Annotated in this window: 14 protein-coding genes and 1 pseudogene; 6 read left to right on the top strand and 9 right to left on the bottom strand. The window is 56.3% G+C overall.

What is annotated here, in order from left to right; all coding sequences use genetic code 11:
• Positions 1-158: 158 nt before the first annotated feature.
• A complete protein-coding gene (locus EPL01_RS20295) occupies positions 159-1328 on the bottom strand; it encodes an IS4 family transposase (RefSeq protein ID WP_135827107.1) in 1170 nt (389 codons plus the stop codon).
• A gap of 51 nt (positions 1329-1379) precedes the next feature.
• Here EPL01_RS20295 and EPL01_RS20290 point away from each other — a divergent pair.
• Positions 1380-1562, top strand: a pseudogene (locus EPL01_RS20290) (integrase core domain-containing protein); the annotation flags it as partial.
• Positions 1563-1573: 11 nt separating this feature from the next.
• Here EPL01_RS20290 and EPL01_RS20285 read toward each other — a convergent pair.
• The 7 genes from EPL01_RS20285 to EPL01_RS20255 all read right to left on the bottom strand — a co-directional run bounded on the left by EPL01_RS20285 (position 1574) and on the right by EPL01_RS20255 (position 14125).
• Positions 1574-4183 carry a DEAD/DEAH box helicase gene (locus tag EPL01_RS20285; RefSeq protein ID WP_135827106.1) on the bottom strand — a complete coding sequence of 870 codons (2610 nt, stop codon included), beginning with the start codon at positions 4181-4183 and terminating at the stop codon, positions 1574-1576.
• Positions 4176-5144: a HamA C-terminal domain-containing protein gene (locus EPL01_RS20280; RefSeq protein ID WP_135827105.1), complete on the bottom strand. Its 969-nt coding sequence runs from the start codon at positions 5142-5144 to the stop codon at positions 4176-4178. Before EPL01_RS20280 ends, EPL01_RS20285 begins: the two co-directional genes overlap by 8 nt.
• A gap of 48 nt (positions 5145-5192) precedes the next feature.
• A complete protein-coding gene (locus tag EPL01_RS20275; RefSeq protein WP_210424211.1) occupies positions 5193-7094 on the bottom strand; it encodes an ATP-binding protein in 1902 nt (633 codons plus the stop codon).
• Positions 7048-8322 carry a DNA double-strand break repair nuclease NurA gene (locus EPL01_RS20270; protein ID WP_135827104.1) on the bottom strand — a complete coding sequence of 425 codons (1275 nt, stop codon included), beginning with the start codon at positions 8320-8322 and terminating at the stop codon, positions 7048-7050. Before EPL01_RS20270 ends, EPL01_RS20275 begins: the two co-directional genes overlap by 47 nt.
• Positions 8322-11624: an AAA family ATPase gene (locus EPL01_RS20265; protein ID WP_135827103.1), complete on the bottom strand. Its 3303-nt coding sequence runs from the start codon at positions 11622-11624 to the stop codon at positions 8322-8324. Before EPL01_RS20265 ends, EPL01_RS20270 begins: the two co-directional genes overlap by 1 nt.
• A complete protein-coding gene (locus tag EPL01_RS20260) occupies positions 11621-12793 on the bottom strand; it encodes a DNA repair exonuclease (RefSeq protein ID WP_135827102.1) in 1173 nt (390 codons plus the stop codon). Before EPL01_RS20260 ends, EPL01_RS20265 begins: the two co-directional genes overlap by 4 nt.
• A 93-nt stretch (positions 12794-12886) precedes the next feature.
• Positions 12887-14125 (bottom strand): tyrosine-type recombinase/integrase, encoded by a 1239-nt coding sequence (locus tag EPL01_RS20255; RefSeq protein WP_135827101.1) that lies wholly within the window; start codon positions 14123-14125, stop codon positions 12887-12889.
• Between the two features lie 445 nt (positions 14126-14570).
• Here EPL01_RS20255 and EPL01_RS20250 point away from each other — a divergent pair, with 445 nt between their 5' ends.
• Positions 14571-15512, top strand: coding sequence for a cation diffusion facilitator family transporter (locus EPL01_RS20250; RefSeq protein ID WP_135827100.1), 942 nt, complete (start codon positions 14571-14573; stop codon positions 15510-15512).
• A 5-nt stretch (positions 15513-15517) separates the two neighbouring features.
• Positions 15518-15889 (top strand): SpoIIAA family protein, encoded by a 372-nt coding sequence (locus EPL01_RS20245; RefSeq protein WP_168215968.1) that lies wholly within the window; start codon positions 15518-15520, stop codon positions 15887-15889.
• 147 nt (positions 15890-16036) lie between these two features.
• Here the strand turns inward: EPL01_RS20245 and EPL01_RS20240 are convergent, their stop codons facing one another.
• The gene (locus EPL01_RS20240) at positions 16037-17260 is read right to left on the bottom strand and encodes an outer membrane protein assembly factor BamB family protein (protein ID WP_135827098.1); all 1224 of its coding nucleotides are present in this window, start codon (positions 17258-17260) and stop codon (positions 16037-16039) included.
• Positions 17261-17604: 344 nt separating this feature from the next.
• Here EPL01_RS20240 and EPL01_RS20235 point away from each other — a divergent pair, with 344 nt between their 5' ends.
• From EPL01_RS20235 to EPL01_RS20225, 3 genes are all read left to right on the top strand, one after another.
• Positions 17605-18168 carry a hypothetical protein gene (locus tag EPL01_RS20235; protein WP_135827097.1) on the top strand — a complete coding sequence of 188 codons (564 nt, stop codon included), beginning with the start codon at positions 17605-17607 and terminating at the stop codon, positions 18166-18168.
• Between the two features lie 467 nt (positions 18169-18635).
• Complete coding sequence (locus EPL01_RS22280; RefSeq protein WP_394346260.1) at positions 18636-19046, top strand: pilin; 411 nt, start codon at positions 18636-18638, stop codon at positions 19044-19046.
• Positions 19047-19095: 49 nt separating this feature from the next.
• Entirely contained in the window at positions 19096-20853 is a 1758-nt protein-coding gene (locus tag EPL01_RS20225; protein WP_135827096.1) for a DUF8186 domain-containing protein, read from the top strand.
• Positions 20854-20968: the final 115 nt, after the last annotated feature.

Genomic DNA, 20968 nt, shown 5'->3' with positions numbered 1-20968 from the left:
ACGACTGTACGCGTGCTCAAGCAGCACAACGTTCTCAGAAAGAACTGCCCGGAGAGAAAGCGTCCATCTCGGGTCATTCTCCAGATTTGGACGGGAAACGGACAGACAGAGGAGTGCCGCCGCTCCAGCGGCGGCGCTCCAGTCGCCGTGAGACGAATTCAGCCGTAGGTTCGCAGCGACGTGTTCCACCGCGTACGGATCGCTCGAATCGCTTCCGGCACGCCACCCCGCAGCGGGTGGCGCTGCCGGAACCACTCGACGAGCACATACCCGATTAACGTACAGAAGATCTCGAATAGGACTCCGTTCAGCGATTGTGAGTGGAAATTCTCAATGTTCGTGTACTGTTTCAGTTCGCGGAAGAGGATCTCGATCATGGTTCGCAGCGTGTAGATGCTCATCACCTCCACAGGAGCGTATCCTGACGACAACGTCGTCAGATACGCGAGTTCTTCGCCGTCGACATCCTCGAAGACGATGCGGCGAAATTCTTCGTTGGTCTCAGCGAGTTCGATTCGTTCATCGCGGAGGTGTCGTGTCCCTTGTTCGTCGGTAATCTCGACGTCCTGGACGTGCTCCAGGACGTCGACCCTTGCGTCCGTCTGAAGCGGACAAATGAAGTCCTTGTCCTGCTCGTTAAGTGAGCAGAACCGCTCGTAATCGAGGTAGCCCCGATCGAACACGTGAATTGGCGAGTCGAGGTCTGCAAAGACCTCGACGTCGCTTTGGAGATGGTCGAACTGGGTCGGTTCCCGCATCACGCCTGGCGTAATCGTCACGCCAAGCGGATGCTTGGCATTGCCGTCAACGCGTGCGGCAAGATTGAGATGAAGGCCTTTCTCACCTGGCTGTATCACGTGCAAAATCTCGGTGTCACGGCTTTCGCTAGGGATTGCGACCGACCGAGTCACGGTGAGATTCGTGGAATCAGTCGCCACAACAGTTCGATCAAGCCAGTCGAGCTGTTTGCGTTGGACACCACGTTGGTGGTAGAGCTGGGGTGAGTGGAGTAGCTCAAAGAAGAGACGAACGACCGCGCGGTAGTCGCGGTCGTTCGTCAACCGAGAGAAGGTCGAGCCAGCCATGTACTCTAACTCATCATGGGTATCTGTTTTCTCAGCGAGCTCAGCAAGCGAATCGGAGGGGTGGACACCCTCGAAGATGGCGACTTTGAGATGGTTGGCAAAGTCGTGTTTGGCGGTGTGAGTGCCGATTTCGAAATCATCGGCAATAGACTCGCTGTCGACTACGTCGAGCAGCGAGTAAAATTCAGCCCCGACGGTTAATGGGGATGAACAGTCAATCGGTCGTTTGATTTGTGTTCCCATCAGCCCGATCTAACGAGCGCACAGCGGATTTAAGTACTTGAAACGGGACAGATCGAAAAGTGGTTTCACATCCTCAAGATGCGGATCAACCGCTTCAATTCGTCGTGGGTGGGCAGTCGGCGGAGCGTCCGTAAGTGGCTTGCGTGGTTCGTCTATTACTATAACTTCCAGCGACCGCACCAAACGCTCAATGGACGCACCCAGCTGAGGAGGAAAAACTGGACGATAACGTAAGAAGGACCGACTTACTCGCCGATGCCATGCCGATTAATTCGCTGCTCAACAAATGGGTTTAACGGTTCATCTGAGTCGGCAAGATAGCGTTCAATTCGGCTTCTCGTAGGCAACTCAATAGGTAGTGAGAGACGGAGCGCAACAGATCGAGAGAGTCCGAGATTCATCAACTGTAATGTCGCCTCCGATGAGGTACCGTGTTCGAAATAAAGATTCAGCCGTTTCGTGAACTCAACAGCTTCGGAAGCCACACCGCCGGTGTCGACGTGCGCAAGTATGTCGCCGACCACTTTGAAATACTTCGAGAGCACGTACCTGACGTCCTGTCGGAGTGCTCTGAGTAGTTTCGAGATGTCGTCCAATCCACTAATTGTCACGAGGGTTTTGTAGTCTTTCTCCTGGAGCCACCCAGTAGCGAGGTCAGCGAGCGTAGAAGTATCGGATATCCATTTTGTCTTGGCCTGGTCTTCCCAACGACCCTCAGGGACGAGCGCAGCCACCTCGTCAAGACGTTCGACGAGATCGGAGAGATCCTTGGCAATACGCTCAGGATGAACGACCCACCCCGACGGGTCGGCACAGACTTCGGTGTACAAATTGTTTGCAATGTCTGGATCGACGGCCGGGTTTTGCTCAACGACTGTTACTGGTACGTCTATTCGTTCTTGGAGCTCCTGAAGCCCACTCCGGATCCTTTTGAAATACTCTTCGACATCGGACTCTTCGCTTTGTTTCAGCCTCCAGAGTACGAATCGCTCTGTCTGGTCCGAATCGATGAGATACCGTGATTTCAGGAACACTGCGGTTGATCTCTTTGACCCAGGCGCAACCCGGTGAAGCGGAAAGTTAAGAAGATTGACTACTGCCTCCGTCCTCGTACCGAGGATTTCAGTGGTTGTGGGCTTGATTTGCTTGCGGGCAATTCCACTAATCTGATCATTTGCCCAGCGGTCATCCTTATGATCGACGTACAATACTTCGCCGTGGAGACGTTCACCGACCCGACCAACACGGCCTACGAGATTCTGTAGCTGGAACTGTGAGAGTTCTTCTCCTTTTTCACCACCAACCGTGTGATCTACGACCAAAATCTTCCCCGCTGGGAGGTTCACTCCCTCGAGAAGGGTCGTCGTTGAGACGATTGTATCAATTTCGCCGTTTCGGTAGAGCGACTCAATTTCGGAGCGTGCAAATGGTGGGACACCACCGTGATGGTACGCCACTCCGGCCTGGAGACACTTGATGAGCGGGTATGACTCTGTCAATTCCTCACGGAGGAATGAAACGAGTTCGGGAAACCGAGTAGTGTCTTTTTCCCGGTCGCCAGCAATCCGTTCAGCGAGATTCTCCGCTCGGGTAACCGTCTCGGCATACACGAGAAGTGGGTCCCCCATTCTGTACAGTTCGGCGAAAGCCCTGACCGTCTCACTCTTATTCCCCTTCACTGTCGAAAACTTCACGTCGTTTGGACGCTCGATCTGCTTTTCAGTCTCGAAGCTCGTTTGATCACCGACGGTTAGTCTGAGTTCGTTCGAGCGAGGCTCAAAGGTAAACTCCGACTGGAGACGATACACCGGCGAGTACGTTGTCACAACCTCCTCAACATCCGAATCCTCTGAGGGTTCATCATCGAGGTACGTCTTTGCATTCTCGATGGGCGACGCAACGTTTTCGACGAACGGGCCCGCACCGACTACCTGTGCATCGGGCCACACGTTGATAATCGAGTCCAAGACGAACTCGAATAATGGTCCCCGCTGCGATTTCTCAACGCTCTGGATCTCATCCATAAAGCAAAAGTCAAGATCGACATCATCTGCTGACTCCAGTAAGCTGAGCGTGCGTTCAGGTGTCAGCACGTACACGGCAGTCTCGTCTAGTTCACTAGGATTGACCACCTCTGTCCGCACCTGAACGGAGTCCGGGAGGTCGCCACCCAACTCCGCACTGACCTCTGCGATTAGTGCTCTAGACGGAACGAGGTAGAGGCCGCAGAACTCAGTACACGTCGTGGCTAGGTACTCGATATACTTCCGGACGAGGAACGACTTCCCCGAGGAAGTCGGTCCGGAGAAGGCCGTATCGCGTCCAGTCACCAACTCGTCCCAGACATCCTTCTGGAACCGCGTCAAGACGAGGTCGTCTACTCCGCCGGTAGCCGTGTTGTTAGTCCCGACAGAGTAGTGTGCCTCTGTACCTTCAAGTTCGTACTTCAGTGTTTCTGGAATTCCATCTTCGGGGTCGTTCGGTCCGGACGGGCCCGATGCAACAGCCGTCTCAGAACCGTCTCCGAAGTACGACTGCACGACTGGAACGTTTCCGAGACGGCTCATCACAGTGAAGAGGTAGTTGCGGTAGAGCTCTTCGTTACGCTCGCTATCGGCATGGTGGTATGCGAGAATGGCGAATGACACCGCCAGCTGGCGATGGGTTTCGTCGTCACTGTTCGCCAGCAACGAGGCGATCCAGGCTGCACGACGGAGTCGTGAGTCGTCAACGGTCACGTTCCTGTCCAGACCGAGATCGGTGAACAACCGCTCTACTGCAAGCTGTTCGAGACAGTTCCGGAACAGGTCGCTGTTCGCAGCTGACTCGTAGGTGGTGGGGCCGTCGCTAGGCATTTTCTGGATTGAACAGGCCTTCGTAGAGTAGCCGCTTGAACTCGGTGGTGTCGTGAACTGGGAATGGGAAGAACACCATCTCAACGGTTCCCCGAGCCGGTCCGAGTTCTGAAGCCTTCTCCTCCCGCCGCTTCAGGTACGGAATCTCCCGAAGGTTCTCTTTGAGTTCGTCCTCTATCTGTTGCTCTCTTGGTGGACTGTCGTCTCCGAATTCGAGTACATCTGGACCGGGATTCGGGTACCAGTCGAGTCGAGCCGTCTCGTGACCGAGGAATAACGGATGGACGATCTTGTAGTCTTCATGAGCACGTGGCGAGAGCCGGTTCGCGAGCGCCTCGACCTCATCAGTCGACAGTGAGTCCGTCTTCTCGGCGAAGTCGGTACTGGCTAGTTCGAGTTCGCGCTCCATCCGGTCGTTGACACCCCGTGTGTGGAACTCGGAGATACTGTCGAACGCGTCCTCAATCGCGGAGGCGATACTGTCGTAGAACTTCGCTTCGCCGACGTAGAGACACTCTTCACCGCGGTGTCTCCCGACGAAGAGACCGTCTGACCCTTTTTTCTCCTGATTTCGACTGTCCAGTTCGTAGAGTCTGTGGGCGGCGAGTGGCGCGTCAAGGTACGCCTCAGTGAACAGGTACAGCAGGAACTCAGAGACAACACCACCACTCTCAAAGTTCTCATTCGGCGCAGCCTTCTTACGCGCCTTCCGATGCCACCGGAACTCTGGGGTGTCGGCACGGACGCTCGGAGGAAGGACGTACGTGTGGAAATAATCGTGTAGTGTTTCGACGAACTGGTGGAACTTCCACCCATTCGGGCCGGGTTTGATACATTTGATTTCGACATCTACTCGGTCCGTCGAATCCCCATCCATCGAGAAGACTACTTCCTCTATGGTCTCTTCCTCCACCTCCGTTAGCTCCCCCCAGTTCGTGCGTTCCGACTGCGTCGCAGTCATTACTCGGATAGTTGAAACGCTATCACTTAAAACAACATGGAGAGGGGATTAACTGTGGCGTGTCACACAGAACGAGAGCCCCTGCACTTCGACAGGTTCGACATCAGGGGCCTGCACGACTGCTTGGCCCCTGTCGAACGTCGGGAGGTCCTGTGCGAACTGTTTCGGAACTGAAGGAACCTCTTCGACTACCCGCGATTTCATCCCAAGGAAAACATTCGTGTTGATCTGAGTCAGAATCTCGTCGTCAATGTCCTGCGGGTTCTGTGTCACGAGACAGAGGCCAAGTTGATATTTCCGTCCTTGCTTCACCGTCCGTCGAGCACGCTCGACAACGTACTCCTCCTGAATCGTCTCTGGCGAGGAGAAGTAGTTATGAGCCTCGTCGACGGCGAGCAGGATCGGCGTGTTGCGGACCTCTGAATTGACCCGGAAGTCCCGGATTTTGTTGTCGATTACATAGGAGAGGATCGACAAGACCGTCAGCGTATCTTTTCGCCCACGGAGGTGACTCGTCGGAATCACCGACACACGCCCCTCTCGGAACAGTTCGTTCGAGATGTCGGGAAGAAGTCCAGTCCCACAATCGAAGACGTGATTGAACTCCTGTCGGCCGATTCGGCGCTTCACCGCAGACATCGTGTTCGACCCGATTTCGTGAGTGTCCGCGAGGTCGTCTTCCTCGCTGTCGACATAGTTGACGAAATCTTCGTACCGTGGTCTGCTGACCGAACGATCCGTCTCCCATCCGTTGTCCTCCTGGTTGAACTCCTCAAAGTACGACGATACACAGTCTTTTAGCGCGCCTCTGGTCACCGGACTTCCTCCAAAAGGCATCAGAAGCTGCGGTCGCCCACGGACGATCTCGAACGGAATCGTCAACTCGTTTGACTCTCTTGAGTCCTTATACTGTGGAGAGGGTGTCTCGGATACCTGCGGGACGAACACCTCCAGATCGTCGACGCCGCCGTACTCGACACCGTGTTTCAGGAGTCGGTCCGTTAGTTCCTCACTCAGGTCGTTGTCGTCCGCCATTTGTGCGTACTCGTTTTCAGGGTCAAATAGGACAACGTTGAGACGTTTCTGGCTAGTTACCCCACTGTCATGAGCCTTGATTTGGTATCGCGTTCCGTCGACGTACTGACGGAGAATGTTCTTCGTGAACTGTGTTTTTCCCTTTCCAGTTGACCCGGCGACCAGCGTGTGCCGGAAGACCGCTGGCGCGTCACCGTCGTCGTCAACACCGGGATTTGAGAGGTAGTACGGCACATATTGACCATCCACTTCGACACAGTCACCCCCGACAGAGAGCCATCCGGCGAAGACGCCATCGCTTGGGATACCGAGACCGGTTCGGAGGCGGTCCTCGTCACGGGTCAACTGTACCGGGGCGTTCGGCTTCGGAACCCTGTCAACGACGTTTTGTTCGAACTCCCCATCCTCGGACTTGCCGAGGATAGAGAGCGGGTCAAGTTCGGCGACGAGAACGTACTCTGCTTCGTCGAGTGCAGCCTGTGAACTGATACGGTTGTGTGCGTCCGTCTTATCGTCGAACTCTGTGTACGGTTCGTACCGGAGTCGGTCGGTTACGGCGAACAGTTCCGAGTCGCCGTCTGGCGGGTACGGAATTTGGACGTAGTCTCCTAAACGCAGTTCATCTCTGCAGCTCGTTCGGACGAAGGCGTTCACCTGATGGTCCGTCCGACTGACGTGGATCTCCTCACTGGCTAGGACGTGGCCCAAGGTATCGTCGGAGTCAATCGAACTCGGAACGTGTCGTTCGGGGATTTCGTCGTCGGTCACCGAGCCCGACTCGTCACGGTCGTCTGATTCGCTCTGTGCGTCGTCGGTCTCGTCGTCATCGATGATTTCGTCGATTTGATCGGTTAAACTGTCTCTCATGTCACTCACCTTCTTTTCTGTTGTGGAGGTAACCCCACCGCCCGTCATTATAGTCGTACGACGGTTCTGCTTTCTCCAATCGGTTTCTGATGTGGTTGCGGTTCTTCGGACTGATTCGGGCGATCCGGTCTGCACGCGCTACTGCGCCTGGCACGTCGCAACGTCGTGCAATTTCCCGGAGCGCTTTCAGCCGGAGTGCCTCTGGACCCGCCCCACGTTCAAGGAATAGCAACGGCGTCTCGATGCGGAACACGTTGCCCGTCTCGGGTAGCCTGATGTGACAGAACGCCCGCCGGTAATCGGCCGGAGTCCCATGATCAAGGTGTGCCGCCAGCGGGTCAAGTCGTTCCGAGCGGTCCGACGGGTAGTTTGGGGTGGTCTCGACGAACCACGTCGTGTACGCCAGATGCTCTAAGCTGTCGTTCCGGAGTACGGAGGCGATGAACTGTGCGTCTGTCCGGTATGGAACACGCCGACGGCGGCCGTCGTCGGTCCGAACCTCGTTGCGCTCGATCTTCCTCCGGAGCGCTTCTATCAGGGTATCTATCTCGGAGGTTTTCACGACGCCGTACACCGGAACGTCACGCTCGAAACAGTCGTCCACGATGTCGACGTAGGTCCGGACAACCTCCGTCGGGAGCTCCCACTCCGGATCGAGGGAGCCGTCTCCATCAGAGTCAGGGATACGTGGGAGCAGGCCCAGTGGGTACACTGAGCCGTCGAGGAACAGGGGACCGTCAACGGCGTCGAGACACCGCTTCGCGTGTCGCGCCTCGGCTCGGCGTTGGACGGCAGACGTGAGCGTCGAGGTGACGTTCCGCTGGACCCGACTATCTGGGACCTGAATTACCTCGCCGATGATATCGGTGTCGTTTGTCTCCGTGGAAGGAACGGTGAGATTTCGGCTACCAGAGTACAATCCCGTGACCACTGTTCCGCGACGCTCGACGCTCCGGTCGGCCGACGCCCCGTTCACACCAAGTTTGGCGTGTGCGACATCAACGATGAGTCCATTGTCGTACTCCATCGGTCGTGTTGTGCTGGCGTCGACACCGTACGTCGGATCCCCCCACGGGTCGTCCTCCCATGTCCCCAGTTCGGCTGTCGGTGTCTTGAGGTACTCCACCGACTCGAACGGTTCGACGGATCCGCCGTCTAGAGACAGCAGTTCGAACAGTTCCCGTGCGTTCGCCGTTTGGTCGTCTGTGTCCCGGGTAAGCTCCTCGTCGACGCGCCCGACGAGGTCGTTCACGACCGACAGCGTTCGCTCGTCCATCAGTCGTCACCTAGAGCCGCGCCACGCTGGAGATCGACGCGCGATGCATTCGCCCCGTCGTCGACAGTGACGCGGCACTCGTGTTCGGCCCCGTCGACGAGCGTGTCGTCGTGTGAGACGACCAGAATCTGCGGGACGCCCCAGTCGGCAATTGTGTCCAACATCTGGTCGAGACGGCCGACGTGACCGTCGTCAAGGTACGTCGTCGGTTCGTCAAGAATCAACGGTGGCAGCCGCTCAGCGTCGCCGCCTCGTCGCTGGGCAATAAGTTTGTACACGCCAGCCCGGAGCGCGAGGTTCACCACCGCGCGCTCTCCGCCGCTGGCGTTGTGAGGTGCGACGGTCTCCCCATCGGAGCGGTGGAGGGTGATGGCGTAGGCCGTCTCCGACTCGTCCTCTGCTACGATTTCTACCTGCTGGTAGCTCTCGTTTTTGTACACCTCCCTGAAGATGTCGTTCGTAAACTGCTCAACGAAGTCGAGGTATTGATCCCGGAGTTCCGTCTTGACCTCCCTATAGATACCTGCAAGCCGTTCAAATTCGTCGGCGCGGCTCTGTGCCCACTCGCGTTTCTCTTGAGCTGTGTCGCGCTTGTCGTGGAGATCTTCCAGTCGCTCAAGTTCGTTCTCCAAGGTGGTTTTGCGTTCGTGGAGACTCTGAATTTCGTCTTCCAAATCGCCAATCTCGCCCTCAACAGTATCGATCTCGTCGTCTAATCTCTTCAGGTTCTCCTCAAGCTCGTCTACGTTGATCTTGTCACGTTCCTCCTGTCGCTCTTCGACCTCTCCGTCCAGTTTATCGATTCTCTCTTCCAGTTCGTCTATTCGTTCTTGGGCGTTATCGATGTCGTTTTCAAGATTATTGATCTCCTGCTGGAGGTCATCGATTTTGTCGTATGCGTCGACAGCGTCGTCAATGTAATCGCGGATCGTCTCGGCAGTATCGACCGCCGCCTTCGCCTCCTCGAATTTGTCTTCGGCCTCCGTGACTGCCTCCATCTGGCTCTCGATCTTCTCGTCAAGTTCTTCGATCTCTCCCGTGAGTTCCTCACGTTCGTCAATGAGATCCGACCGCTTCGACTGGAGGTCGTCAACCCGGTCTTTGGCGTCATCAACTGCCTCCCGTCGCTCTTCGACAGTCTCGAACGTCTCTAGCGCCTCCTTTCCGGCCGAGACGCGGGACTCAATATCATCGATCTCGGACTGGATCCCCGCTCGCTCCGCTCGCAGTTTCTCTACCAACTCTTGGGCGTCGGATTCCTCCGACTCGGCCGCCGACAGTTCGTCCTCAGCGTTCGAGCGGTCCTCACGGCGATCCGTGAGGTCAGACTGAATTTCCTCGACTTGTGCTTTGGCCTCGGCGAGATCGTCGTCGCGGAACGTCCGGAAGTTGAGGAGGTCCTCTCGGATTTCCTCCAAGGTCGTCAGTTCTTCGCTCAGTTCCGCTTCTCGCTGCTTGGCATCTTCTAGTTCTTCATTTCGCTTTTGAATCTTCTTCTCGACATCTTCGCGTTTCGTCTCGAGATGCTTCGCCTTGACCTCCTGCTGACACGTCGGACAGACGGCACCGCCATCGAGACCATCCAGCTCCGAGCGCGTCTCGCGGAGATTCTCCAGTTTGGTCTTGAGTTCTGTAACCTGTTCTTTGGCGTCACTGAGTTGCGACTGCAATTCTTCGCGCTTCGCCGGGAGGTCGTCGTCGATCACCTCGTCGACGGTTTCCGTGTTAACTCCGAGGTCGAATACGGCCAGTCGGTCGTCAAGTTCTGCCACCTGCTCTGTGAACTCCTTACGGAGGCGGTCGTGTTCGTCCTCGGCATCTGACATCTTTTCTTCGAGGGTCTCCACATCCCTCTCAATCTCCTCAATGCTCTCTTCGGTGTCCTTGACCGACTTCTGTGCGTCTTCGAGGTCTTCTTTGACGTTGTCAAGCTCCGTCTCGACACTAGCGCGCCTCTTATGACACTCTTGAACTTGGTTGTTGTATTCCTCAAGTGCGTCTGCTACAACTTTCTCGGTATCGTCGGACACCTCATCCGGACGTTGCTCCTCGGGCAGGAACTCGATCACTGTCTCCCGGCGGGATTCGACGGCGTCCTCTAGACGTATCTTCGCACGGCCAGCATTCCGCTTGGCCGCCTCGATTTCCCTCTCCAGTTGGGAGATTTCCGTCTTCTTCTCGTCACGTCTTCCTTTAAGTTCAGACTGATTGCTCTCCAGTCGCTCTCGGTCGCTCTTCGCCGTCTTCAGTTTGTTCTCCCGGTCGTTCATCGTCACCTTGGCCGACTCAACGCCATCTTGGGCGCGTTCGAGTGACGCTTCAGCGTCCTCGCGGGTACTCAGGTCAATCTTGAACTCGTCCGTAGTTACTGGCGTCTCCGTCTCGGCCACCGTCTCCGATAGGTCGGTGACCTCCGACTGCAGTTCCTCAATCCGACCTTCATTCTCGGTAATTTGCTCTTTGGCCGACAACTTCTCCTTCTCTTGCTCGTCCCGTTTCTCGACGAGATCTTTGCGTTCGTCTTTCTTCGACTCGATCTCCGACTTAAGTTCTCCATGACGTTCGATCTGCTCATTGGCTTTCTCTCGGAGGTTATGGAGTTTGTCTAGCTTCTCCTCTTGCTCCTCTTTCTCACCTTCCGTGTCATCGATCTTCCTTCCAACTACCCCGATCTCGTCACGATAGCCGTCGGTATCGTACTCGAACCCGTCCTCAACCTGCTCATCGAGAGTATTCGCTCTCGACTCTGCTTCGTCGCGGAGGTTCCTGGCTGCTCGACGCGCACCCTTGGCCTGCGCTCGATACTCGTCGAACTGGCCCAGTTCTAGGAGGTCGTCAATCAGTTCCTCCCGGTCGTCGTCCCGTAGCAACCGGTCGATCTCGCCTTGCTGGACGTAGACGGATCGGACGAACGTCTCGGCGTCCATTCCGACAATCTCCTCAACGTGCTTCTGGACATCTTCGAATCCTTCAACTGGACTGTCGAGTGACGGCGAGGTGAGAGTTGCTCCGGCGGTCTTCCCCGGTTCGATTTGCCAGGTGGTTTCATACTGCTTGCCGTCGGCGACGAAGGTGAGCCGAATCTCAGCACTGTCGTGTCCGCTACGAATGAGGTCGTCAAGGATGTTGATTTCTGCTAGCTTCTTCATGTTCGTCATAAACAGCCCACCGAAGATCGCACGCAGAAGCGTTGTCTTCCCAGCCCCGTTTTCGCCGTGAACTGAGATCACTCCCTCGGGAAGTGACACCGTCTCCGTGTCGTAGCTCTGGAGATTTTCGACCTCAATGCGCTTGACTCTCATTCGTCCACCTCCACCGTCGCTGCCTCCTCGTCGTCGAACTCGGAGGCCATCGCCTCTCTCAGGTCTGACTCAAACTCATCTGCGGCGGGGTCCGTGCGAGTCGGGAGGTCGTCGTCCGTCCGGATTCGAGAGTCCGCCTCGTGGACGACAGATGGGAATTCCTCGTCGTTGAGACGCTCCTCAACGGCGTCGTCATGGCTCGCCACTTCCCTCACGTCGAGACTCCCGGAGTCGAGATCGACCCGTCCGCGTTCGTCAGAGACAGTCACCACCGCCGCTCCTTCCTCACGAGCCGCGGTCACAGCGTCGTTCGCCGTCACCGCACCGCGCTCACCAGTGAGTTCCAGCGCGGCGACCGCGTCCTGTAACGATTCCTGTCTGAGTCTGTCTCGCAAGTGACCAGCACCGTCGTCGGATCCGAACTCAACGGTGATAGGGCAGAACGAGCGGGTGTCGAGTCCGATCTGCTTTCGAGATAAATCCCCGTCCTTGACCTTGAGCAGTTGGACGGTACCGGCCTGAGTCTGGTTCTTTTGTGTTCGGGCAGTCGACCCTGCGTACCACACCTCCGTGTCCCCGATCAGGTCACTCTTCGGCCGGTGAATGTCACCCAAAGCGATTCCGTCGAGCTCGATCCCGACTCGGTCAATCACGTCTTCGAGATCGTGTTTTGCGTGTTCTTCATCTAACGGCGGCGCGAGAGATTGATGAAGACACAGTACGGTCGTAGTCGCCTCCGCCGGTGGTTCTGCCAATTCGAAGGACGCTCCCTCCCAACGTCGCTCCGGGATTGCGTCGATCCCGTAGAGCGCGATATTACCGACGAGTGTTGGTTCTTTCTTCAATCGTCGTACGTCACCCATTCGCCCGACCAAGTCAAGGAGTTGTGTGTCGTTCTTCCGTTCGTGGTTCCCAACAATCCCATACATTGGGATACCGGCCCTGTCAAGTTGTCCGAGGATTTCAGCACATCTGTCGATATTCTGAATAGAAGGATTAGAACCGTGAAACAGGTCTCCAGTGTGAACAACCGCGTCTACATCACGGTCAACTGCTATCTCAATAGTTTGCTCGAAGTTATCAAAAAAGTCGTTCCGACGGATGTCAGAGCAGTACTGTCTGTATCCTAAATGAGTGTCGCTGACATGAAGAACCCGAGTTTGTTTCATATACGGATCCCTCACACCATAGGTATGAAATAGTTAGTGGTTTTAGCGGTTGTTGACGTTCCTCGAGTTGAGTTTGTCGGGAGATATTTCTAACTACTTGCTGAACGCGTCTGCGAGCAACTTCCGCATCGCAGGTCGCCGAGCCTCCCGGCGTTTCTCCTCGGAGAGATAGTTCTGATGAACTACATCCGCGGATGAACTCCCCTGCTCATCAGCGATGATATCGAGGCGGTCGAGCACGTCTGCAAGCGCGTCCTGGTACTGGCTATACCAGAACCGACGAGCCATGTGGGGCTTCGGGAGACCACCGTCGACGCGGACATTAGCCTGTTTGGCGAGTCGGTGGAACCGATTTCGGACGGTATCCGAGTCGATGTGGCCGGTCTCAGCCTGCGTCGAAGGAAAGAGATAGCCATTCCACTCGTCGTAGTCGTCGACGAGTTCGTGCTGGCGCTCCCGGTAGGCGTCCAAGCCGTAGAGGAGGCTGACCGTGCTCGGGCCGTTCTTCCGCTCCTCGAACTCGAGGTGTGGGTCGTCGGAGTCGACCCCAACGAACTGGCTGACGTGGAGTCGCGCGACCTCACCCGACCGTAACCCCCACGCGGCGAGTGCGACGAGTAGGAGGCGATCTGCAGGCGTGTTGGTCTCGTTGTTGAGCGCGCGGACGTCCGACGGCGCAAGTGCCTTATTGTCGGGTTCTGTGCGCTCCCAGCCGAAGTCGGTTGTCACGCCGTCCAAGGGATTATAGGCGGCCGCGCCGTGCCGGTCGAGTCGGTCGTACCAGCCCTGAACCGTCCCAACGTACGTAAATTTCGTGCCGTCGGTTGCAAGTTTGTCGTCGAGGACCTCCACGACTTGGTAGGCGCGTTCCGTCTCTGTGGCCTGCTCTGACGGATCAGAAAGCGGTGTGAGGAGGTCCGACGTCCCGTGGAGGTCCTCGTAGATTTGCGCATAGGTCGCTAGATGGGTGCGTTTCGAGGCGAGCGTGGAGTCGGCAAGCTTCCGACGGCGGTCGAGCGCGCGGAGGTAGGCTTCGAGCTCGTCGATGGTCTCGGTGGACGATATCTGCCAGACGTAGTCGTCATGTGATTTACTGGAAACGGTGGGGTCGTCGAGGTCGACCACGTCGGTGAGAAACTCTTTGACGGTGAGGCCGTGGTGTTCGCGAAGGGTATAGCTGATACCACTATATCCGAGGTCAGCGAGCGTCTCGTAGGATGGCCGAGTATGCGGGTCGCGTCCATCACGGCGCAATGCGGGCGCGATTTCATCCCAGTACAGTTCTTCGAGACCGTCGAGGTCGTGATGGCTCCAGCTGATGTTCTCGCTCATGGAGGTCTAGCCAGATTTCTGCGGGGGTGCGTGATTCTAAGGCGGGTCATTCTGGTTTCTTGGTCCTCATTCTATCTACTTTATGTTTTTGCTTAGTCGGTTGTACAGTCCTACACAACCGAACTAAGCACTATAACGAGCGAAACCATGACAAAACATCGTAAACCAAAAAACGGTATACGTAATCTGCCTTCTGTTGAGACGACCTCGGGCACGTACTGCGAGAGGTCAGAATCCGCCGTATCCGCCCTGCAACTGTTCTCGTCGAGACTGGTCAGCTATCCTGTACATAGGTCAGTTCGTCATCGTCAAGGCTGTACATCTCGACCATCAACCCGTCCACCATATTAATAATATATCTCGTATCTATTGTTAATCTCTATCTATAGAAGCCGCATTTGTAGCAGCTATTTTAATAAAAAAGGAGTGTCAAAGCTGAGGTAAGATGAACGAACATGAGTCAGGCCACGCCCACGATGGCTCGCACGACGACCACAGCCACGGGCACGGCACGTCATCCACGAGCAGTCGGAAGCTGGCTGCCGTCTCCGTCATCAACCTCCTCGGGTTCCTCGCCGAACTCGTCGGCGGTCTGCTCTTCGGTTCGGTCGCGCTGCTGAGCGACGCCTTCCATATGCTGTTCGACGCCCTCGCCTACGTGATGGCGTTCGCCGCCGCCCACGTCGCCGACCACTACGGCGAGGGCGACCGCTGGTCGTACGGCCTCCACCGGCTTGAACCGCTCGCGGCCTTCCTCAACGGCCTCTTATTGTTGCCGATGGTCGGGTTCATCCTCTGGGAGTCCTACCAGCGGTTCCTTGACCCGGTGGCTATCGGTACGGGCCCCACGCTCGTCATCGCCACGGGTGGCCTGCTGGTCAACGTCGGGTCGGTCTACGTCCTGCAGGGCGGCGAGATGAGCCTCAACGAGCGAGGTGCGTTCTACCACCTGCTCGGCGACGCCGGGGGGTCGGTCGCCGTCATCGTTTCCACTATCGTCATCGAAATGACCGGCTTCCAGATCATTGACCCGATCGTCGCGGGGTTGATTGCCGTCGTCATCACGTGGTCGGCGGGGAAGGTGTTGCGCGGGAGTAGTGTGATCTTCCTGCACCGGACGCCGTTCGACTCGGACAAAGTGCAGGCCGTCCTCCGCGAGATCGATGGCGTGACCGCTGTGGACGACCTCCACGCGTGGCAGATCTGTAGCCAGATCACCGTGGCTACCACGCACATCGAGACCGATGTGGAGACGATGGCAGAGGCCGAAGACGTGTCTCGGCGCGTCCACGAGGAACTCGCCCACAACGGCGTCGACCACGCCACCGTCGAACTCTGTCCCAGCTACAGCGACCGCGACACGCATCTGAACAATCACGCCCACTAACGATGATGCGAATCACGAAAATAGACGGGAACATCGTCTACACGGAACTCACTACGGACGCGAGTGCCACGGACTTGGAACAGTCCTACGAGCGGTTGATGGACATCGCCGAGAAACACGACAAGGTTCACGTCTACGAACGCGTCCGACTCTCCGGTACGGACTACCTCTCAATGCACACGAAGGCCTCGGGCGACCTCAAGCACGGTAATCGCGGCGATATCGGGAGGGTCGTCGCCGTCGGTGGAGGGATGTGGATGAAACTCTTCATGGCGCTCTGGAAGATTCCAGTATGGCCGCTGTCCCCCGACAAGATACGGCACCTCCCTCCAGAGCGGGCAGAAGAGGCAGAGGCGTGGATCAAGTCCGGCGAGTAGCTTACAACAATAATGGCCGACAACGCTGCCACCGAGTTCATGGCTACTGGGTAAACGACTTGCCATTTTCGAGATTCTTGAGGTGACCCGCGACGACGTGGTCGCAGTTTAGATAGGGAACAGCACGCCGGCCGGGTATCGGGAGTTCTACGACCCTAGCGCATAGACATTCCCCACGTTGTCTGCAACGTACACAACTCCGTCAACGACGGACGGATTCGCATCAACAGCAGCCTCTGTCTTGAAGCGCCATAGCTCCGCACCAGTTTCTACGTCGAATGCTACAAGATATGAATCATCACTTCCGACGAGGACGATATCATTGGCGATTGTGGGTGAGGAGAGAACGCTCTTGTCGTCGTTGATCTGTTGCTGCCATTCTTGTTCTCCGGTTTCTGCGTTGAGGGTGACGAGCGTGCCGTCCGCCGTTCCAAAACAGACGTAGTCTCTATCGACGGCTGGCATCGTTCGTGCTGGTTCCGAGAGTCGGGTTGTCCAGCGTTCAGTTCCGGTCTGGGCGTCAACTGCATGTACAGATCCATACGTTCGATACTCAGCAGGTTCTTCGTCTGGTATCGGCTGTTCGTCAGTATTAGATTGTATCACACTAACGCGAGTACCCTGGGGAGTACTGCCAGCCGTCGGGACATAGATGGTTTCACCGACGACGGCAGGAGCGCGTGGCAGTCCGTCGAGAGACATTTCCCAATTCGATGCTCCCGTCTCCGTATCGAGCGCCTTGAGGACGGGTTCAGACTCGTTGACGAAGCTTGGGAGGTCACTATCGTCCTGTCCAACGTAGATTCGGTCGCCAGTCATCCGGAATCCGCCAGCGAAGATCTGTCCGTCCGCAATAGCAAACGGTTCCTCGAAGCAACAATTGTCGTCTGAATGCCAGCGTAGCTCGAAGCTTTCGGGGTCCCGTGCTTCTAGACGGTACCGACTGAGGAATATGGTGTCGTCGTAGACGAGTGGGTAGATACCGTCGGTCGGAGATCCGCCGAGATAGTCGGTTGTCTGGCTGACGGTTCCATCGTCAACGCCAACTGCGAAGATTCGAGCGTCGAGGTCACCGAAGTAGAGTGTTCCATTTGCTACTGCGGGCGTTCCCCGTGCCTCAGTTGCCTCGGAAGCAGTCATCCACACCCTGTCGCCGCTCTCTTGGTTAATTGCAACAGCACAGTCGATCGAGTGGTGTGCTTGTGCGCTCGTCGTCACGTACACGCGGTCTCCGACAACGAGTGGGGTGCCGAATATTCGCGCCTCGGTATCGTGTTGCCACAGCAGTTCGGGGTCATGTGATGGGACTGTACTGGAGGTTGTCCCTGTATTCCGGAGATTCCGTCTCACGAAAGACCAGCCATCAGTCATACAAGATGTTCCTGAAGGTGATGAATTAAGAGTTCGGTAGCTCTAGGAGTCTGCCTCATGTGGCAAGTCCCTCTATTGCAACTGGGTTGATTCAGAATTGAACGGTCCCCGTGAGACAGCAACGAGGTATCTGTTTTCGGTTGAGAATCTTAAATTTGAATCTCCACCGACGGGCGTTCACCCGGAAGCTGCGTAGACAGCAATAGAGCTAGTAGTATACTGCTTCATCGTCAAAACCGGATGTGCTCGCCTTGCTTATTTATAGATGATCCGCGGTAACGCCAGAAATTTATATATTCTTCCACATCACCACTTCTATGGTAACATTTAATGCGCGGGATTTGATGGGAGCCGACCAAGAGGTTCTCGAAGCCGTTGCAGGGGCGAAGGAGGTAGGAAGCGACGAAGAATATCGAGAATTTATTAAAAACAATTCACCGCCTGACGGCTACGTCTGGGGTCGCACACCGTTCGGAGCATCTCCTGGAAATTGGCAGGTACACGTCAAAGAAGAACCTGAGATACGTGGCACAGGAACGGACCTTGAACAACAAGTAGAGAGCTATCTCACGGAGTGGGACTACCGAAATCGGTTCCAGCACGACTACCGCCACTTGGGATACCAACTTGACTTCGCCGATACGGACGCGAAAATCGCACTTGAACCTGGTGCTGCGTACTGGCACACCCCAGATGGATGTGCTGGCGAGACGAACTCTGATCTTGGCGACCACCCCGAAGAGGTCTACTCACCGCCGACCACGAAAGACTGCACGAAACATCAGACACTCACCGACAATGGATGGCAGGTACTCTGGATTGCTGAAGACGGTGTCGAGAACGAAGCGACCGCTATCAAAAAATGGCTCGACAACCAGTATAACACGAAGTCGGACGCCGACAAGTAGACCCCCGAAGTGATGTGGCCGCACCATCCGTGAGATTGGTGTGGAACGTAGTGGTCACGCTCCCGACAAAAAAGTCCGAGTATGTCGGCCAGTACTAGTGTATTGTCGAAAACCATTAACCAGATTTCTTGTCATTGGCGACGTATCATCTATGGTCAGATGCGTTTCTCTACAGCATTATCTGTGGCACTTCTAGAAATATACTGACTATTCTTAGACGAACAGAAGGTATATACGACCGTGACCAGCACCACGAGTTACCGCCGAATCGCGGTCGCTTGACTGCGGAACAATACGCCATATCGCGGATATAGTAGTGACAACTCTGCCGCCTTGGTATTGGTCCGCGGTCGGACAACCGACATGACCGTGTTCAGGTGCAAGAGCAACCCCACCTCATGAACGAACAAACAACAGACCTCACGAGCGAGGTATCAACTGAGTGTTCGAGTAACGAGTCACACCCTATGTACCAACTCAGACACCGTTTCAGAGCAATCATCACCCGCACCTCTCCGCGAGTGACGACCCTTGCAATGGGACTTACGTTCTTTATCGCCGCAATCGGTCCCGCTGCTGCACAAAGCCAAGTCGGCGATGTCTACTGCGATACTGGCGTCGCGACTGGCATCGAACTAGTGTTTAGCGCAGTCGCCGGACTCGGCCTGCCCGCAACCGGCTACTACACCGGCAAGGCCGGACTCTCGTACATGCGTGCGGGCGGCAATCCTGAGAAAAAGAACGAGGCCAAGGAGAAACTTGTCATGTCTGGCATCGGCTTCGGCATCGTCGCGCTCGCTCTCGTCTCACCCGAACTCATCGACAAAGTCGGCAGTCAGATGGGCTTTGGCTTCTCGGACTGCGTGAAGCCATTCTAACCCGCCCTGAACCGATATCGAACATCCTCCGCAGTCCTCCAACGAACGAATGTCTGCCCGCCGCTCAATAACCGCTGTGCTTGCCCTGTTCCTCGTGAGCAGTAGCACCATCGTTATTGCAGGAAGCGTACATACCGCGACACCATCTAATGGCGACTCTCCAGTCCCTGACGATGGGCCCGACTACGGCGTGAACAACAGTACGTTCCAGCGTCTCTGGTCGGAAGACACAGACAAAGGTAACCTGTCCGCGGACGATTTCGGTGATTCGAACGTCGCTTCTCGCAGCGAGTTCACTCGGCGGCTTGCCCAGTCGACGGACATTCCGTTTGCCCAGCCACCACAGGCCGCCGATGACTGGAACCGCGGCGATTTCGGGGACTACACTCCAGGAAGCGAGCGGTCGTCGGTCCACCCAGCGGGAGCATCGCTTGAGGATGGTGTGTACATCAAAGATGCATACGTCAGTATCTTCGCTGTCCAACCGTCGACAGTCCTCCATCAGGGGAACGAGACGACACGCTACGTTTCCCCGGAGGGTCAGGTCCGCGCAATAAGTGATTATCGGGTGGCCACTCCACAAAGTGATCAAAACGGATCGGAGCGTGACCGCTGGTCAATCGACCAGACTCAAATCGAATCCGTTGAGCTTACCGCAGATGGCCAATCCCTTGATGCTGGGAGCGGCCATCAAGCGACACTCCAGTACACCGACCTCTCAGGGTCGCCACAGCTGACTGTCACGGCTACCATCACGGTGCAACTCCGTCACGTTACGCTTGAGTGCCCAACGTGGAACGATACGGGTTCCGGTTGTAGTGTCGACTGGACGCGCAACGTTGAGACCCTCGAAGCGTCGAAAACGGTGTCGACCTCTCAGAACGTCTCTGTCAACCAACTCTCCGGTATCACTGGGAACCGTGTCCAGTTTGAAACCGACGAGAACCGAACCGGCGCAGTCGTCCATCCGAACACGGAATGGTCAACAATCGCGGTCGACGAGGAGGTTCAAGCGCGAAGCAATTGGTGGTTCTACACCGCAGGAAGTGACGGGTGGCAGACGATGGTCACGCGGACTGCGACTAACACGTCGCGTGCTGAATCGTCAGTACGTCCCGTACAGGTTCACGCGTTCCCCAGCCAGCAGACACCGTACATTCCGACTGAACCAACCGACGACGGCACGCACCCACTTGCTATTGAGGAATCGTGGGGGACAGAACAGACAGGACCGTCGCTCCCGCCGAACATCGACCTTGAATCGGCTGATCCGTACGTGAACGCGGACTCGCTCGCGCTAAGTTCCACAACCTTGGACGAGCGCGACTTCCGCGAGGTCACGATTCACGGTATCGTTCGAGGCCAATCACGAACGGTCTCGCTCTCCAAGCAGCAGACTGTTCGCGAGACGGATCTTACCCTCACAGTCGTCGACGCCAATGCGACCCATGCGGTCGTCCGTGCGAAAGTAACGGAGAACGCGACCGGCGACGCTGTCACAACCGGCCGTGTGGCAATCGAGAATCAGACGACGGCGCTGAACAGTAGTGGGACAGGTATTGTGACGCTCTCGGATTCTGGGTCAGTTGTTCGCGGGGAGTACACTCCAACAGCGTGGTGGCAGGCCGAGAAACCGTATGCCGTATCGACGGACGTTACGACGCTTCCTGCCGACTTTCCGGACGCTCAGTCGATCATCCAACTCGTCGTCGTGACGATACTCTGGTTCCTCCCTGTAGCAGTCCTGCTCTTCGGCTTCAACTACATGTCTGGTGGCGAATTGCTCGGACTCTCAAACAGAACATGAGCGAGAACACAACTTCATCCAATCACGGTAGGTGTATCGACCGTCGAACAGCTCTTACTGGACTTAGCGGAGCAATCATTACGCTTGCTGGCTGTTCATCATCGCCATCAGAGAC

The sequence above is a fragment of the Halorussus ruber genome, from assembly GCF_004765785.1.
Lineage (GTDB): Archaea > Halobacteriota > Halobacteria > Halobacteriales > Haladaptataceae > Halorussus > Halorussus ruber.
The sequence above is the reverse complement of the archived record's forward strand: the minus strand, read 5'-3'. Positions and strand labels throughout refer to the sequence as shown.

Excerpts from the sequence above, each read along its gene's own strand:
- EPL01_RS20245 (WP_168215968.1), top strand. The coding sequence starts at position 15,518 with ATGCGAATCACGAAAATAGACGGGAACATCGTCTACACGGAACTCACT.
- EPL01_RS22280 (WP_394346260.1), top strand. The coding sequence starts at position 18,636 with ATGTACCAACTCAGACACCGTTTCAGAGCAATCATCACCCGCACCTCT.
- EPL01_RS20265 (WP_135827103.1), bottom strand. The coding sequence starts at position 11,624 with ATGAGAGTCAAGCGCATTGAGGTCGAAAATCTCCAGAGCTACGACACG.
- EPL01_RS20270 (WP_135827104.1), bottom strand. The coding sequence starts at position 8,322 with ATGGACGAGCGAACGCTGTCGGTCGTGAACGACCTCGTCGGGCGCGTC.
- EPL01_RS20280 (WP_135827105.1), bottom strand. The coding sequence starts at position 5,144 with ATGACTGCGACGCAGTCGGAACGCACGAACTGGGGGGAGCTAACGGAG.
- EPL01_RS20235 (WP_135827097.1), top strand. The coding sequence starts at position 17,605 with ATGGGAGCCGACCAAGAGGTTCTCGAAGCCGTTGCAGGGGCGAAGGAG.
- EPL01_RS20250 (WP_135827100.1), top strand. The coding sequence starts at position 14,571 with ATGAACGAACATGAGTCAGGCCACGCCCACGATGGCTCGCACGACGAC.
- EPL01_RS20260 (WP_135827102.1), bottom strand. The coding sequence starts at position 12,793 with ATGAAACAAACTCGGGTTCTTCATGTCAGCGACACTCATTTAGGATAC.
- EPL01_RS20275 (WP_210424211.1), bottom strand. The coding sequence starts at position 7,094 with ATGACGGGCGGTGGGGTTACCTCCACAACAGAAAAGAAGGTGAGTGAC.
- EPL01_RS20225 (WP_135827096.1), top strand. The coding sequence starts at position 19,096 with ATGTCTGCCCGCCGCTCAATAACCGCTGTGCTTGCCCTGTTCCTCGTG.
- EPL01_RS20295 (WP_135827107.1), bottom strand. The coding sequence starts at position 1,328 with ATGGGAACACAAATCAAACGACCGATTGACTGTTCATCCCCATTAACC.
- EPL01_RS20255 (WP_135827101.1), bottom strand. The coding sequence starts at position 14,125 with ATGAGCGAGAACATCAGCTGGAGCCATCACGACCTCGACGGTCTCGAA.
- EPL01_RS20285 (WP_135827106.1), bottom strand. The coding sequence starts at position 4,183 with ATGCCTAGCGACGGCCCCACCACCTACGAGTCAGCTGCGAACAGCGAC.
- EPL01_RS20240 (WP_135827098.1), bottom strand. The coding sequence starts at position 17,260 with ATGACTGATGGCTGGTCTTTCGTGAGACGGAATCTCCGGAATACAGGG.